Source organism: Streptomyces orinoci (genome assembly GCF_003121295.1).
GTDB lineage: Bacteria > Actinomycetota > Actinomycetes > Streptomycetales > Streptomycetaceae > Streptomyces > Streptomyces orinoci.
Window position 1 is genome coordinate 190,406 of sequence record NZ_PHNC01000004.1, and the last position, 14,595, is coordinate 205,000.

The 14,595-nt window shown below is 70.4% G+C and carries 17 protein-coding genes (1 of these 17 running past the window's edge); 12 read left to right on the forward strand and 5 right to left on the reverse strand.

Annotated features, from left to right (window positions below):
* Positions 1-72: 72 nt before the first annotated feature.
* Complete coding sequence (locus tag CV755_RS01730; protein WP_422070495.1) at positions 73-2,673, forward strand: ABC transporter ATP-binding protein/permease; 2,601 nt, start codon at positions 73-75, stop codon at positions 2,671-2,673.
* 79 nt (positions 2,674-2,752) lie between these two features.
* On the opposite strand, the gene CV755_RS01735 is transcribed toward CV755_RS01730, so the two are convergent.
* Both CV755_RS01735 and CV755_RS01740 read right to left on the reverse strand, forming a co-directional pair.
* Positions 2,753-3,478: a transglycosylase SLT domain-containing protein gene (locus tag CV755_RS01735; protein ID WP_109278317.1), complete on the reverse strand. Its 726-nt coding sequence runs from the start codon at positions 3,476-3,478 to the stop codon at positions 2,753-2,755.
* 321 nt (positions 3,479-3,799) lie between these two features.
* A complete protein-coding gene (locus CV755_RS01740) occupies positions 3,800-4,498 on the reverse strand; it encodes a nitroreductase family protein (RefSeq protein ID WP_109278318.1) in 699 nt (232 codons plus the stop codon).
* Between the two features lie 117 nt (positions 4,499-4,615).
* On the opposite strand from CV755_RS01740, the gene CV755_RS01745 reads away from it, so the two are divergent.
* The 4 genes from CV755_RS01745 (at position 4,616) to CV755_RS01760 (ending at position 7,322) form a co-directional block, all read left to right on the forward strand.
* Entirely contained in the window at positions 4,616-5,749 is a 1,134-nt protein-coding gene (locus CV755_RS01745) for a GAF domain-containing sensor histidine kinase (RefSeq protein ID WP_109278319.1), read from the forward strand.
* A complete protein-coding gene (locus CV755_RS01750) occupies positions 5,742-6,392 on the forward strand; it encodes a response regulator (protein WP_109278320.1) in 651 nt (216 codons plus the stop codon). The genes CV755_RS01745 and CV755_RS01750 overlap by 8 nt, the downstream gene beginning before the upstream one ends.
* Before the next feature lie 163 nt (positions 6,393-6,555).
* Positions 6,556-6,786, forward strand: coding sequence for a chaplin (locus CV755_RS01755; protein ID WP_109278352.1), 231 nt, complete (start codon positions 6,556-6,558; stop codon positions 6,784-6,786).
* Positions 6,787-6,974: 188 nt separating this feature from the next.
* Positions 6,975-7,322, forward strand: a complete 348-nt coding sequence (locus tag CV755_RS01760) for a chaplin (RefSeq protein WP_109278321.1) — start codon at positions 6,975-6,977, stop codon at positions 7,320-7,322.
* A gap of 71 nt (positions 7,323-7,393) precedes the next feature.
* Here the strand turns inward: CV755_RS01760 and CV755_RS01765 are convergent, their stop codons facing one another.
* Positions 7,394-8,200: a hypothetical protein gene (locus CV755_RS01765; RefSeq protein WP_109278322.1), complete on the reverse strand. Its 807-nt coding sequence runs from the start codon at positions 8,198-8,200 to the stop codon at positions 7,394-7,396.
* Between the two features lie 91 nt (positions 8,201-8,291).
* Here CV755_RS01765 and CV755_RS01770 point away from each other — a divergent pair, with 91 nt between their 5' ends.
* From CV755_RS01770 to CV755_RS01785, 4 genes are all read left to right on the forward strand, one after another.
* Positions 8,292-9,101, forward strand: a complete 810-nt coding sequence (locus tag CV755_RS01770; RefSeq protein ID WP_109278323.1) for an ABC transporter ATP-binding protein — start codon at positions 8,292-8,294, stop codon at positions 9,099-9,101.
* 58 nt (positions 9,102-9,159) lie between these two features.
* Positions 9,160-9,582 (forward strand): NfeD family protein, encoded by a 423-nt coding sequence (locus CV755_RS01775; RefSeq protein WP_109278324.1) that lies wholly within the window; start codon positions 9,160-9,162, stop codon positions 9,580-9,582.
* Positions 9,583-9,725: 143 nt separating this feature from the next.
* A complete protein-coding gene (locus CV755_RS01780) occupies positions 9,726-10,664 on the forward strand; it encodes an SPFH domain-containing protein (RefSeq protein ID WP_109278325.1) in 939 nt (312 codons plus the stop codon).
* Positions 10,665-10,744: 80 nt separating this feature from the next.
* The gene (locus tag CV755_RS01785; RefSeq protein WP_109278353.1) at positions 10,745-11,512 is read left to right on the forward strand and encodes a sulfite exporter TauE/SafE family protein; all 768 of its coding nucleotides are present in this window, start codon (positions 10,745-10,747) and stop codon (positions 11,510-11,512) included.
* Positions 11,513-11,554: 42 nt separating this feature from the next.
* On the opposite strand, the gene CV755_RS01790 is transcribed toward CV755_RS01785, so the two are convergent.
* Positions 11,555-12,058, reverse strand: a complete 504-nt coding sequence (locus CV755_RS01790; RefSeq protein ID WP_109278326.1) for an HNH endonuclease — start codon at positions 12,056-12,058, stop codon at positions 11,555-11,557.
* A gap of 355 nt (positions 12,059-12,413) precedes the next feature.
* Positions 12,414-12,956 (reverse strand): YbhB/YbcL family Raf kinase inhibitor-like protein, encoded by a 543-nt coding sequence (locus tag CV755_RS01795; RefSeq protein WP_109278327.1) that lies wholly within the window; start codon positions 12,954-12,956, stop codon positions 12,414-12,416.
* 153 nt (positions 12,957-13,109) lie between these two features.
* Between CV755_RS01795 and CV755_RS01800 the strand changes: the two genes are divergently transcribed.
* The 3 genes from CV755_RS01800 to CV755_RS01810 all read left to right on the forward strand — a co-directional run.
* Positions 13,110-13,550 (forward strand): guanyl-specific ribonuclease, encoded by a 441-nt coding sequence (locus CV755_RS01800; protein ID WP_109278328.1) that lies wholly within the window; start codon positions 13,110-13,112, stop codon positions 13,548-13,550.
* Positions 13,547-13,978, forward strand: a complete 432-nt coding sequence (locus CV755_RS01805; protein WP_109278329.1) for a barstar family protein — start codon at positions 13,547-13,549, stop codon at positions 13,976-13,978. The genes CV755_RS01800 and CV755_RS01805 overlap by 4 nt, the downstream gene beginning before the upstream one ends.
* Before the next feature lie 69 nt (positions 13,979-14,047).
* Positions 14,048-14,595: the 5' portion of a DNA-3-methyladenine glycosylase gene (locus tag CV755_RS01810; RefSeq protein WP_109278330.1), read on the forward strand. Its footprint extends 115 nt past the window's final position; the window shows 548 of its 663 coding nt (coding positions 1-548); it begins with the start codon at positions 14,048-14,050; its stop codon lies beyond the right edge, outside the window.

A 14,595-nucleotide genomic window follows, 5' to 3' on the forward strand; every position in this document is an offset into this window, starting at 1 on the left:
TCCCGATGTTCGCCATCCCTAGACTCCCTGAACAGCAGGGGGTACATCGGGGGACAAGTAGTGGGGCATGGAGTGCCTGAACTCGTACTGGAATTGAATGGACAGACCTGGACATTGGACCCGTCCAGGTCGTACACCCTCGGGCGCGATCCGCAGGGTGATGTGGTGCTGGAGGACGCCAGGGTCTCGTGGCGGCACGCCATCGTCCGCTGGAGCGGCCGCAGTTGGGTCATCGAGGACCAGGGCAGCACCAATGGCACTTTTGTGCAGGGTCAGCGGGTGCACCAGATGGAGGTCGGCCCCGGTTCGGCCGTCCATCTGGGCAATGCGGCCGACGGCCCGCGGCTGATGTTCGGCGCGGCGGCCGCCGCGTCCGGTGATCTCTACAGCGCGCAGACCGCTCTTGCCGCGCAGGGGCAGGCGCAGCCCGTCCAGCACCAGCAGCACCAGCAGCAGCCGGCGGCCGGCTGGGCGCACCAGGCAGCTCAGGCGCCGCAGCCCCAGGCCTACCAGCAGCCCCCGCAGCAAGGGGGGTGGCAGCAGCAACATCAGCAGCCACCGCATGCCCAGCAGCATGCGCAGCCGCCGCAGCACCAGCAGCCGCATATCCCGCAGCAGGCCGCCGCTCCGGCCGGGCAGCCGGCCGCGGGCACCGGCGGCGCCCCGCCGGTGTACGGCGACCGCAGCCCGACCAGCTTCCACCAGATGGCCGTGGGCCGGGTGATGCGCATCGGCCGTGCCCTGGAGAACGAGCTGGTCGTCGCCGACCTCCAGGTCTCCCGGCATCACGCGGAGTTCCGGGCCACCGGGGACGGCCGGTTCGAGATCGTCGATCTCGGCAGCCACAACGGCACCTATGTCAACGGCCAGCCGGTCAGCCGCCAGATCATCGGCCCCCAGGACATCGTGGGCGTCGGCCACTCCACCTTCCGGCTGGTCGGGGACCGGCTGGAGGAGTTTGTCGACACCGGTGACGTCTCCTTCTCGGCCCGCCATCTGACGGTCACCGTGGACGGCGGCAAGCAGATCCTCAAGGACGTCTCCTTCGGCGTCCCGGAGAAGTCGCTGATCGCGGTGATCGGCCCGTCCGGCTCCGGAAAGTCCACCCTGCTCAAGGCGCTTACCGGCTACCGCCCCGCCAACCAGGGCGATGTCCTCTACGACAACCGCAACCTCTACAAGCAGTTCGCCGAGCTGCGCCAGCGCATCGGCCTGGTGCCGCAGGACGACATCCTGCACAAGGAGCTCAGCGTCCGGAAGGCGCTGCGCTACGCCGCCAAGCTGCGCTTCCCCGGCGACACCGCGCCCGCCGAGCGCGAGGCCCGGATCGACGAGGTGCTGCGCGAGCTCAAGCTGGACATCCACAAGGACAAGAAGGTCACCTCGCTCTCCGGAGGCCAGCGCAAGCGCGTCTCGGTCGCCCTGGAGCTGCTCACCAAGCCGTCGCTGATCTTCCTGGACGAGCCCACCTCGGGTCTGGACCCGGGCATGGACCGCGATGTGATGCAGCTGCTGCGCGGCCTGGCCGACGACGGGCGCACCGTCCTGGTGGTCACCCACTCGGTGGCCGAGCTGGCGCTCTGCGACAAGCTGCTGGTGATGGCGCCGGGCGGCTCGGTCGCCTACTTCGGCCCGCCCGAGGAGGCGCTCAACTTCTTCGGCTATGAGACCTGGGCCGATGTCTTCTCGGCCTTCGAGAACTACCGCGACTACGACTGGGCGGGCCGCTGGAAGGGCTCCCAGCACTACCAGATGTACGCCGCGGACATCGACGCGGTGGCGCCGCAGCAGGTCACCCCGCAGGTGGTCAAGCCGCCCAAGCCACAGAGCTGGGGCTCCCAGCTGTGGACGCTGATGCGCCGCTACTGCTCGGTCATCGCCTCCGACCGCGGCTTCCTGGCCCTGATGGTGATCCTGCCCGCGGTGCTCGGCGGCGTCAGCTGTGTGATCCCCTCCGACTTCGGCCTGGGTGCCCCGGCCAGGGGCCACTTCAACCAGGACGCCGGGACCATCATGCTGATCCTGGCGGTCGGTATGTGCTTCTCCGGAGCGGCCAACTCCGTACGAGAACTGATCAAGGAGCGGGTGATCTACGAACGGGAACGCGCCGTCGGTCTGTCCCGTTCCGCCTATCTGATGTCAAAGGTGATCGTCCTCGGAGTGATCACCGCCTTCCAGGGCGTCATCATCTGCGCGATCGGCTTCTCCGTCCGCAAGCTCCCGGAAACCGGCCTGATCGTCAAGAACGCCCCGGCCGTGGAGCTCTGCCTGATGATCATCGCGCTGGGCATCACCTCGATGATGATCGGGCTGGTGATCTCCTCGCTGGTGAAGACCGCCGAGAAGACCATGCCGCTGCTGGTGATGTACGCCATCGTCCAGGTGGTGTTCACCGGCATCATGTTCAAGATCTACAACTCGCCGGGCATCGAGCAGTTCGCCTGGCTGATGCCCTCCCGGTGGGCGGTCGCCGGTACGGCCACCACACTGGACCTCTCGCACATCATGGCGCCCATGGACCGGTCCAACCCCACCAGCACCGACCAGTTGTGGCAGCACACGGCCGGCCAGTGGAGCATCGACCTGGTGGTGCTGCTACTGCTGGGCGTGGCCTGCGGATTCGCGGTCGCACGTTTGCTGCGCCGTCATGAGCCGGAGGTTATGCGCAAGTAACCGCCGGAATACGGAAAAAGGGCGGCGGCACCCGTGAGGGGTGCCGCCGCCCTTTGCCGTTCAGCGGTGAACGTCCGGCTCAGTAGGCCGAGTTGACGTTGTCCATCGAACCGTAGGTCTTGGCCGCGTAGTTGCAGGCGGCCACGATGTTGGCGACCGGGTCGTAGATGTTCCAGGAGGTGCCGGCCACGTGGTACGCCTGGAAGGTCGGGTCGATCACCTGCAGCAGGCCCTTGGAGGGGATGCCCGCGGCGGCGTTGGAGTCCCAGTTGTTGATGGCGTTGGGGTTGCCGCTGGACTCCCGCATGATGTTGCGGTAGAGGCCGTCGTAGCTGCCCGGGATGTTGTGGGCGGCCATGATGTCCAGCGCCTGACGGATCCAGCCGTCCAGGTTGTCGGCGTAGACCTTGGGGGCCGGGGCGGCCGGAGCGCTGGCGGCCTTGATCGGCTGGCGCTGCTCGGACCGGCTGGCGGCCGCCTTCTCGGCGCGCTCCTTGTCGGCCTTGGCCTTCGCCTCGGCCTGGGCCTTCTTCTCGTCCTCGGCCTTCTTCTTGGCCTCGGCCTCGGCGCGGGCCTGCTTGGCGGCGGTGTCGGACTGCTGGGCCAGCTCGCTCTGCTGCTCCTCGGTGCCGAACGCCTTGGCGTTCCACGCCACCGGCTTGACCGAGACGGCCTTGCTGTCCGTGCCGGCGGAGGCGCTGGGCACGATCGCGAAGGCGAGGGCTGCGGCACCCGCCGCGGCGATGCCGGCGGCGGAGAACTTGTGGACCTTGGTCAGGCGGCTATAGCCGGAGATGGAGCGCATATGTGCTGAACCTCTTCCAATCGCTTTCGGTCGCAGTGGCCGAATCGGCGCGGTGAAGCGCCGCTGATGTCCCGGCGCCCTGCGGCTGGGCAATTGTTAGCGGCAGCAAAAACCTGTGGCAAAGGTGTGACGTACTACCGGGCTTCGTAACGAGCGGCTCGGGGCGAGTTGCCCGCGGCGGCCTCGCCATATGCTCAGAGCCGCTCTTTACGGCACCCTTACCGGCTACTAAGCGGGACCGTACGTGATGTGCGTCCTATGCGCGGGCTCACACCGGGCGGCGCCCGGCATCGCTCCGTGCGAGCACCCGTACGCGGACCGTCACACCTCGACCAGCACCTGGTCGAGACTCTTGCGCACCAGGTCCGGAACCTGGCAGTCGGCGGCCGGATAACCCACCGGGATCACCGCGAAGGCGTTCTCGTTGGCGGGCCGGCCCAGCACCTCGGAGAGGAAGCGCATCGGGCTGGGCGTATGCACCAGCGCCGCCAGGCCGGACAGATGCAGCGCGGACAGCAGCATGCCCACCGCGATGCCCACCGACTCGTCCACGTAGTAGTGCTTGCGCTTGCTCCCGTCCGCCCCCAGCCAGTAGCGCTGCCGGAAGACCACGATCAGCGCGGGCGCGTCCGTCAGATGCGGCTTGACCTCGTCCGTGCCCAGCGGCCGCAGCGCCGCCAGCCACTCCTCGCCCAGCCGCCCGGCGTAGGACCGGCGCTCCTCTTCCTCCGCGGCCGCCCGGATCCTCCGGCGCACCTCGGGGTCCTTGACCAGGATGAAGGTCCAGGGCTGCTGGTGTGCCCCGGAGGGGGCGGTGGCGGCGCAGGCGATGGCGTCCCTGACCGCCTGCTCCGGCACCGGGTCCGCGGAGAACTGCCGTACGGTGCGGCGCCGGTCCATCAGCCGGCGCAGCTCGGCGGCGCGGGCCAGGGACTCCTCGGCGGGCATCCGCTCGGGACGGTAGGGGACGGGCCGGTAGGGCGCGCCATGGGCGGGCGTCCAGTGCGTTGATATGGGCATGCCGGGAGTCTTTCCCGGAGCGGGCGGCTTCAGGCCCTTTGGCCTAGGCCACAGGACGCAGCCGGGCCGCCCTCTCCGCCCGATACCGCCATGGCTACCGCTCGGTACCGTGAGGCCATGACCAATGGCCCCCGCTCCGGCCTCTCCGCCGTGAGCGCCGCGATCCTCGCCATGAGCCGGCACCTGGAGGTGAGGGACGTCCTCCAGACCATCGTCGTCTCCGCCCGCGAGCTGCTCGGCGCCGACTACGCCGCCCTGGGCGTCCCCGACGACCACGGCGGCTTCGCCCAGTTCGTGGTGGACGGCGTCAGCGAGGAGCAGTGGAAGGCCATCGGCCCGCTGCCCCGCCAGCACGGCATCCTCGCCGCCATGCTCCAGGACGCCACCCCCCAGCGGCTGGCCGACGTCCGCCGGGACCCGCGCTTCGAGGGCTGGCCGGACGCCCACCCCGACATGTGCGACTTCATCGGCATGCCGGTGGCCGACGGCGACGAGATCCTGGGCGCGCTCTTCCTGGCCAACAAACGCGAGCCCTGCGCCGGCTTCACCGCCCAGGACGAGGAACTGCTGCGCACCCTCGCCCAGCACGCCGCCATCGCCCTGGTCAACGCCCGCCTCTATGAACGCAGCCGGGAACTGACCATCGCCGGGGAACGCGCCCGCCTCGCCCATGAACTGCACGACGCCGTCGCCCAGAAGCTGTTCTCGCTGCGGCTGACCGCCCAGGCCGCCACCGCCCTGCTCGACCGCGACCCGGCCCGCGCCAGGAGCGAGCTGCAGCAGGTCACCCGGCTGGCCGCCGAGGCCGCCGACGAACTGCGCGCCGCGGTGATCGAGCTGCGCCCCGCCGCCCTGGACGAGGACGGACTGGTCGCCACCCTGGACAACCAGGTCAAGGTGCTCGACCGGGCACACGCCGCCCGGGTCACCTTCACCGCCGCCGCCATGCGCGCGCTGCCCGCCGCCCAGGAGGAGGCGCTGCTGAAGGTCGCCCAGGAGGCCCTGCACAACGCGCTGCGCCACTCCGGCGCAGCCAGGGTGGAGGTCACCCTGCGCCGGGCCGGCCAGGGGGCCGTGCTGCGGGTCGCCGACGACGGCCGCGGCTTCGACCCGGGCGCCGTGCGGCGGGCCGGGCGGCATCTGGGCCTGGTGTCCATGCGGGACCGCGCCCATGGTGTCGGCGGCAGACTCACCGTTGTTTCGGAGCCCGGCCAGGGCACCGCGATCGAGATGGAGGTGCCCGGTGGATGACCACCGCGCGATCCGAGTGCTGTTGGTGGACGACCACCAGGTGGTCCGCAAGGGCCTGCGCACCTTCCTGGAGGTACAGGACGACATAGAGGTGGTGGGGGAGGCGGCGGACGGCGCCGAGGGCGTCGCCCGCGCCGAGGAGCTGCATCCCGATGTGATCCTGATGGACGTCAAGATGCCGGGCACCGACGGCATCGAGGCCCTGCGCAGGCTCCGGGCGCTGAACAACACCGCCCGGGTGCTGATCGTCACCAGCTTCACCGAGCAGCGCACCGTGATCCCGGCGCTGCGGGCCGGTGCCGCGGGCTATGTCTACAAGGACGTGGACCCGGACGCGCTGGCCGGGGCGATCCGCTCGGTTTCCGCCGGGCATGTGCTGCTGCAGCCGGAGGTGGCGGACGCGCTGCTGGCCCAGGAGGACGCGGCGGGCGGCCAGGGCGGCCGGGGCAACGCGCTCACCGAGCGGGAGCGCGAGGTGCTCGCCCTGATCGCGGACGGCCGGTCCAACCGGGAGATAGCCCGGGCGCTGGTGCTCTCCGAGAAGACGGTCAAGACCCATGTCTCGAACATCCTGATGAAGCTCGATCTGGCCGACCGGACGCAGGCGGCGCTTTGGGCGGTTCGTCATGGGATCGGCGCCTGAGGGCGGCAGCCCGGAGCGTCGCCTTCCGATCATCGATTCATGCGGTCGTGTGATTGGCCATACGAACCAGAAACCCGATTGATGGCGGCCCGTTCTCCATGGCGTAACCGCGGCGGCTGGCCGTGGGAACGTTCTCAGGAAGGTCAGAGGAAGAGTGAACAACATGAAGAAGGCCGCTGCCGTCACGCTCGCCGTCGGTGGTCTGGCCCTCGCCGGTGCCGGTGTCGCTTCCGCGCACGGCCAGGCGAACGCCGAGTCGGAGCACAACCCCGGCGTTCTCTCCGGCAATGTGGTCCAGGTGCCCGTCAAGGTTCCGGTGAACCTCTGCGGCAACACGACCACCATCGTCGGCGCCATGAACCCGGCGCACGGCAACCTCTGCGTCAACGAGTAACGAGCCCCCGCTCGTTGCCGTCGGCCGGCCGGCCTCGCCTGGGAGCGGGGTCGGCTTCCGAGGGGGATCAATCGTCCGAACGAGGGCAAACGTCGCTGGCGGCCGTGCCATCGGCGAAGTGGTGACGTTCATCAGGGCGCGACTGCCGTCATCCGGCGTCGCAAGTCACCAGCAAAGGAAGACACCCTATGAACAGTGCCAAGAAGGTCGCCCTGGTTCTGGCTGCGGCGGGCATGGCCATCGGCGCCTCCGTCGGTACCGCGGCCGCTACGGATGACGGCGGAGCCCGCGGCGTCGCCACCGGCTCGCCCGGCGTCCTGTCGGGCGATGTGATCCAGATCCCGATCGACATCCCGATCAACCTGTGCGGGAACACGATCGACATCATCGGGCTGCTCAACCCGACGTTCGGCAACACCTGCATCAACGGTGAGGTTGTCCGCGAGGAGCACCACAGCTACCGCGAGCACCACGAGTCCCGCCACGAGGCCCACCACGAGTCCCACCACGGTGGTGGCCACCACCAGGAGGACTGACCGTCCCGGCACTCGGCACCGTAACGGCAAGGCCCCGCGGACCCTCCGGTCCGCGGGGCCTTCCGGCGTTCTCAGCCCCGCCCGCGCTCCCGCTCCTCCAGCAGGGCGTTGTACGCGGCCACCTGGGCCCGGCGCGCCGTGCGCTCCACCGGGCGCAGCGCCGCCGCCCGGGCCGCGATCTCGGTGGCGCTGACCGCGCCGCCGTGCTCCCGGCCTCCGCCGTCTCCTGGCCGGCAGGCGATGGTGATCAGCGCGCCGACCCGCTGGGCCAGCTCCAGCACCCGGACCGCACGCGGCGGATAGCCCGGCGCCAGTAGCTCACGGCCGCTCTCGGCCCGGGCCCGGTACGCCTCCAGGGCGGCCTGCGCCACCGGCCCCGACCCGGCCACATCCAGCCGGGAGAGCACCTCGGTGGCCTCCCGCAGCGCCTCGGCCAGCTCGCGCTCGGCCTCCGAGAGCGAGGGCGCGTCCACCACCGGTACGTCCCGGACCGGCAGGCACTGCCAGACCACCTCCACATGCATATCGCCCTCGGGACCCGCCTGGTGCACCTCGGGCACCAGGCCCAGACCGGCCCCGGTGGCGATCACCGCCTCCCCGGCCTCCAGGGCCAGCGAGTTGAACTCCGGCGGTCCGCTCAGCCCCAGCGGATGCCCCGGGGCCGGCAGCGCCAGGCGCAGCCCGCGCGCCCCCAGCGCACGCAGTCGGCCCAGCGCCAGGGTGAGGCCGACCGCGCCGGACTCGTCCGGCAGTCCGGCGACCCGGTGCGAGGCATCGTCTCCGGTGATCTGCTGCGCCGCGTCATCCGGTGCGGCAAACCCGGCAAGCAGGGCATTTCCCCAGGCGCACAACCGTCCTGAGCGGTGTTCATCGAGCATGGGCCCCAGCCTAAGGACTGCCGGGTATGGCCGGTGGCGTAGGTTTTCCCTGGGGGCTTGCGCCGACAGGTGCCAGCGACGACGAACTGCAATGGGAGACAACGCGCTCATGAGCGATGTGCTGGAACTGGTGGACGTATCCGTGGTCCGCGAGGGCCGGGCTCTGGTGGACCAGGTCTCCTGGTCGGTCAAGGAGGGCGAGCGCTGGGTGATCCTCGGCCCCAACGGCGCCGGCAAGACCACCCTGCTCAATGTCGCCTCCAGCTACCTCTTCCCGACCAAGGGCACCACCAGGATCCTGGGCGAGAAGCTGGGCGCCGTGGACGTCTTCGAACTGCGGCCGCGCATCGGCATGGCGGGCATCGCACTGGCCGACAAGCTGCCGCGCAGTCAGACCGTGCTCCAGACGGTGCTCACCGCCGCCTACGGCATGACCGCCACCTGGCACGAGGACTACGAGGCGGTGGACGAGCAGCGGGCCCGCGCCTTCCTGGACGTGCTGGGCATGACCGACCACCTGGAGCGCAAGTTCGGCACCCTCTCCGAGGGCGAGCGCAAGCGCACCCTGATCGCCCGCGCCATGATGACCGACCCCGAGCTGCTGATGCTGGACGAGCCGGCCGCCGGCCTGGACCTCGGCGGCCGGGAGGACCTGGTACGCCGCCTGGGCCGGCTCGCCCGGGACCCGCTGGCCCCCTCGATGGTCATGGTCACCCACCATGTCGAGGAGATCGCCCCCGGCTTCACCCATGTACTGATGATCCGTCAGGGCCAGGTGCTGGCGGCCGGCCCCATCGAGCTGGAGCTGACCTCCCGTAACCTCTCCAAGTGTTTCGGCCTGCCGCTGGTGGTCGAGCACCACAACGACCGCTGGACCGCCCGCGGTCTGCCGCTGTCCTGAGCCCCCACGCCCCGGGCAGCCCTGTCCCCGACCCCGCCCACGCGCCTACCATGACCATGTGAACACATGGGCGTGGTGGCTCGTGGCCGCCGTAGGGCTCGGCATCCCGCTGATCGTGACCGCGCTGCCGGAGTTCGGCATGCTCGCGGCCGGCGCCGTGGCCGCCGCCGTCACCTCGGGGCTGGGCGGCGGCACCGTCACCCAGTTCATCGTCTTCGCCGTCGTCTCCGTCTCCCTGATCGCCGTGGTGCGCCCGATCGCCAACCGGCAACGGGCCCGCCGCCCCGAGCTGCGGTCCGGAGTGGAGGCGCTCAAGGGGCGGCAGGCCGTGGTGCTGGAGCGGGTGGACGAACACGGCGGGCGCATCAAGCTGGCGGGCGAGGTCTGGTCCGCCCGTTCCCTGGACACCGAGCGCAGCTTCGAGGTGGGCCAGCGGGTGGACGTCATCGACATCGACGGTGCCACCGCCGTGGTGATGTGAGCCGTGCCGATCCGCCGCTCCCACCCGGTGTGCCGCTCCCGCGGCCGATCTGATCAAGCCGCCTGCGCGGCCGCGCCGGTTCTGAAAGACTCGATCATCACGATCGACCACCGACCGACCAACGACCAACGGCACGAGGAGCCATGATGGCGATCATCATCGTCCTGATCATCCTGGTGGTGCTCGTCTTCGTCGCGCTCATGAAGACGGTGCAGGTCATCCCGCAGGCCAGCGCCGCGATCGTCGAGCGCTTCGGCCGCTACACCCGCACCCTGAACGCCGGACTGAACATCGTCGTCCCGTTCATCGACTCCATCCGCAACCGGATCGACCTGCGCGAGCAGGTGGTGCCGTTCCCGCCGCAGCCCGTCATCACCCAGGACAACCTGGTCGTCAACATCGACACCGTCATCTACTACCAGGTCACCGACGCCCGCGCCGCCACCTATGAGGTCTCCAGCTTTATCCAGGCCATCGAGCAGCTGACCGTCACCACCCTGCGCAACATCATCGGCGGCATGGACCTGGAGCGCACCCTCACCTCCCGCGAGGAGATCAACGCGGCGCTGCGCGGAGTGCTGGACGAGGCCACCGGCAAGTGGGGCATCCGCGTCAACCGCGTGGAGCTCAAGGCCATCGAGCCGCCCACCTCCATCCAGGACTCGATGGAGAAGCAGATGCGTGCCGACCGGGACAAGCGCGCCGCCATCCTCACCGCCGAGGGCATCCGCCAGTCGCAGATCCTCACCGCCGAGGGCGAGAAGCAGTCCGCCATCCTGCGCGCCGAGGGCGAGGCGCGGGCCGCCGCACTGCGCGCCGAGGGCGAGGCCCAGGCGATCCGTACCGTCTTCGAGTCCATCCACGCCGGTGACCCGGACGAGAAGCTGCTGTCCTACCAGTACCTGCAGATGCTCCCGAAGATCGCCGAAGGCGACGCCAACAAGCTCTGGATCGTGCCCAGCGAGATCGGCGACGCCCTCAAGGGCCTCAGCGGAGCCGTCGGCAACCTCAACCCCAAGAGCGGCGGCGGCGCCAGCCTGGCCAAGGAGAGTCCGCGCCGGGAACAGCCCCCCATCGACTGAGCAAGCGGCCTGATGCATGATCAGTGCGACCCCCCGACCTGCCATGGCGGGGAGGCTTCGTACTGACAAAGGAGATGGCCTTGTCCATCTGGGCTGCAATCGCGGTCTTCGCGGCCGGCATAGGGGCCGGCACCATCAATGTCATCGTCGGCTCCGGGACCCTGTTCACCTTCCCGGTGCTGCTGGCCGCCGGCCTGCCGCCGGTCACCGCCAATGTGTCCAACACCCTGGGCCTGGTCACCGGAAACCTCAGCGGCGTCATCGGCTACCGCCGCGAACTGCGCGGCCAGCGGCGCCGCATCATCCGCTTCGGCACCGTCGCCCTGCTCGGCGGACTGACCGGGGCCATCCTGCTGGTCGTCCTGCCACCGAAGACCTTCGCCGCCGTGGTGCCGGTGCTCATCGGCCTGGCCCTGGTCCTGGTCGTCCTGCAACCCCGGCTCGCCCGGGCCCTGGCCCGCCGCCATGAAAGCACCGGCACCGTCCCGCACGCCGACGGCGGAGCCGCGCTGCTCCTCGGCCTGCTCCTGGCCAGCGCCTACGGCGGCTACTTCGGTGCGGCCCAGGGCGTGATGTACCTGTCCCTGATGGGCCTGCTGCTCGCCGACGATCTGCAGCGCATCAACGCCCTGAAGAATGTGCTCGCCGTGGTGGTCAATGGCGTGGCCGCCCTGTTCTTCCTCTTCGCGGCGCATATCGACTGGCGCGCGGTGCTGCTGATCGCCGCCGGCTCCACCCTGGGCGGCCAGCTGGGCGCCAAGGTCGCCCGCCGGCTGCCGCCCACCGCCATGCGCGGCGTCATCGTACTGGTCGGCGCGGTGGCCATCACCGAACTCCTGCTGCGCTGACCGCAGTTGAGCGGGCGACGGCCACCGGGCGCCGTTGTCCGCTCAGGCCGGCACCGACAGCCAGGCGGGCGGCCGCTTCCGGTCGTACGGACCCAGCGCCAGCAACAGGGCGTCGGACGGCGTCGGTTCAAAGGGCCGGGTGAGCAACCGCATCCCCGCCTGCTCCGGAGTACGGTCCGCCTTACGGTGGTTGTCCTCGGCGCAGGCGGCGACGGTATTCAGCCAGGTGTCCCCACCGCCGTGCGAACGCGGCACCACATGGTCCACCGTGGTGGCCCGCCGCCCGCAGTATGCGCAGCGGTGCCCGTCACGCACCAGCACTCCCCGGCGTGACCAGGGCGCACGTTGTCGGAACGGCACCCGTACATATCTGCGCAATCTGATCACCTGGGGCACCGGGACCTCCACCGCGGCCGCCCGCCACCGCAGCCCGGGACGGGCCTGCTCGACCACGGCCTTGTTCTGCAGCACCAGCACCACGGCCCGGTGTGGCGACACCGCCGCCAGGGGCTCGAAGCTCGCATTGAGGACCAGTGTCTGCCGCATTCCGTCCACCTCCCGGCCGTGCTCCCGCCCCGGTGGCGGGATGGCTCAACTGTGCCGGGGAGAAAACGGTGGAACAACGCAATTTCCTTGCGAAACAAGGAAGATGAGGGAAAGAACGGGGAAACGCTCCGGGCCCTTCCCCCGTGGAACGCATGGGCCCGGAGCGTATGACGACGGACGAGGCCGGCCGGAGCTTGAGGGCTCCGGCCTCCGGCAGACGGCCGGTGCGCACCGCGCCGCCCCCGCCACTGCGGTATCCGCCGCCCGACGGCGAGATGCGGTGCCATCGGACGGATACCACTCTGCGGTGCCGGGAGCCGGGGCGCAACGGAATTTCCGGTCGGCGCCGGGGAGTTCAGCTCTGCCCGGGGTTCTCGTACTCGCCGATCAGCTGCGCCCGGGCCAGGGCGTGGAACCGCAGATGGAAGCCGACCACGGCGGGGGAGGCGTCCTGGTCCGGGCCCAGCTTCTCCTGGTCCACGGCGTAGACGGTGAACACATAGCGGTGCGGCCCGTCCCCGGGCGGCGGCGCGGCGCCGCCGAAGTCCCGCGTACCGTAGTCGTTACGGGCGTGCACCGCACCCTCGGGCAGCCCCTTCATCTCACCGCTGCCCGCACCGGCGGGCAGTTCGGTCACATGGGCCGGGATGTCGAAGAGCACCCAGTGCCAAAAGCCGCTGCCAGTGGGCGCGTCGGGGTCGAAGCAGGTGACCGCGAAGCTCTTGGTCCCCTCCGGGAAGCCCTCCCAGCGCAGCTGGGGCGAGGTGTTGCCGCCGCTGAACACCTGGGCGCCGGGCAGCCGGGCTCCGTCCGTCACATCCGCACTGACCACGGTGAACGAGGGCACCGGGGGGTGGAAGTCATGGGGGAGCGGCCGCCGCTTGAGCGCATCGGACACAAAGACACCTCCTGTAACGAGGAGACCGTTGGGAAGGCCAGCCTAACGACGCGCTTCCACCGAAGCCGCCCGGGAGCTGCGACCATACGAGGTGTGCTTCGAAGTGTGTTTCCCCGAACCGGCCCCGGCCCACGACGAGCGGGCGGCCGTGCCATGCGCGCGCTGACCGTGCTCCTCGCCGCCCTGCCCCTGTTCCTGCTGCCCGCCTGCACCTCCGGCGGGCACGGCAAATCAGCCCATCACTCCACCAGCGCCCCGGCCCGGCCGGCCACCCCGCAGCACGGCGGCACCGCCGGTCCGGACTGGGCGAAGGGCATGCGCACCGTCACCCCCGACAGCCTGCCGCCCGAGGCCCGCAAGACCCTTCAGCTCATCGACAAGGGTGGCCCCTTCCCCTACGCCAAGGACGGCACCGTCTTCGGCAACTACGAGAACCGGCTGCCCAAGCAGGCCCGTGGCTACTACCACGAGTACACCGTCCCCACCCCCGACGCCCGGAACCGCGGCGCCCGCCGGATCATCGCCGGGAGCCACTCCGAGCGCTACTACACCGGCGACCACTACAAAACCTTTGAAGCGGTGGTGAAGCCATGACCGGTCAACTCCCCGACGCGGGCATCACCGGACTGCTGGACGGCACGGTCCCGCCCGGGATCTACCGCCTGCCGGTGACCGAGTCCGCCGCCCGGACGCTGACGCTCGCCGCCGAGGCCGGCTGGCGGGCCGCCCGGCTGCGACTGGACGGGGTCGGCGACAAGGCCGCCTTCCTCGACAAATGCGCCGCCGACCTGGGGTTCCCCGGCTGGTTCGGCCACAACTGGGACGCCCTGGCGGACTGCCTGATGGACTTCTCCTGGTGGCGCAAGGACGGCGAACCGAGCGGCTATCTGCTGCTGGCGGAGGACTGGGACACCTTCCGGAAGTCCGCACCCGAGGACGCCCGGATGGCCGAGACCATCTTCCGGGACGCCATCGACTTCTGGGCCGGACGGGAGACACCGCTGGCGGTGCTGCTGGTCTGACCGTGCGGCCCGTCCCGCCGCGCTCTCCGGCCGGCCGCGATCCGCGGCGGTCCGTTACGCTCGGTATGCATGACTGACGCGCTTGACCGTACGCCGCTGGCCCGCGCCTTCTTCGACCGTCCCGTCCTCGATGTCGCCCCCGATCTGCTCGGGCGGATCCTGGTCCGCAGCACCGAGCACGGGCCGATCGAACTCCGTATCACCGAGGTAGAGGCGTACGCGGGCGAGCTGGACCCGGGCTCGCACGCCTACCGGGGCCGGACCGAGCGCAATGCCTCGATGTTCGGCCCGCCCGGTCATGCGTATGTCTACTTCATCTATGGGATGTGGTTCAGCCTCAACCTGGTCTGCGGTCCCGAGGGCACGGCCAGCGGTGTGCTGCTGCGCGCCGGTGAGGTGATCAAGGGCGCCGAGCTGGCGCGCAAGCGCCGGCCCAAGGCCCGCAAGGACCGCGAGCTGGCCCAGGGCCCGGCCCGGCTGGCCACCGCCCTGGACATCGACCGCGGTCTCAACGGAACCGACATCTGCGCCGGGCCCGGCGCCCCGCTGTCGGTACTGAAGGGCGCCCCCGCCCCAGCGGCGCGGATCCTCAACGGTCCCCGCACGGGTGTGGGCGG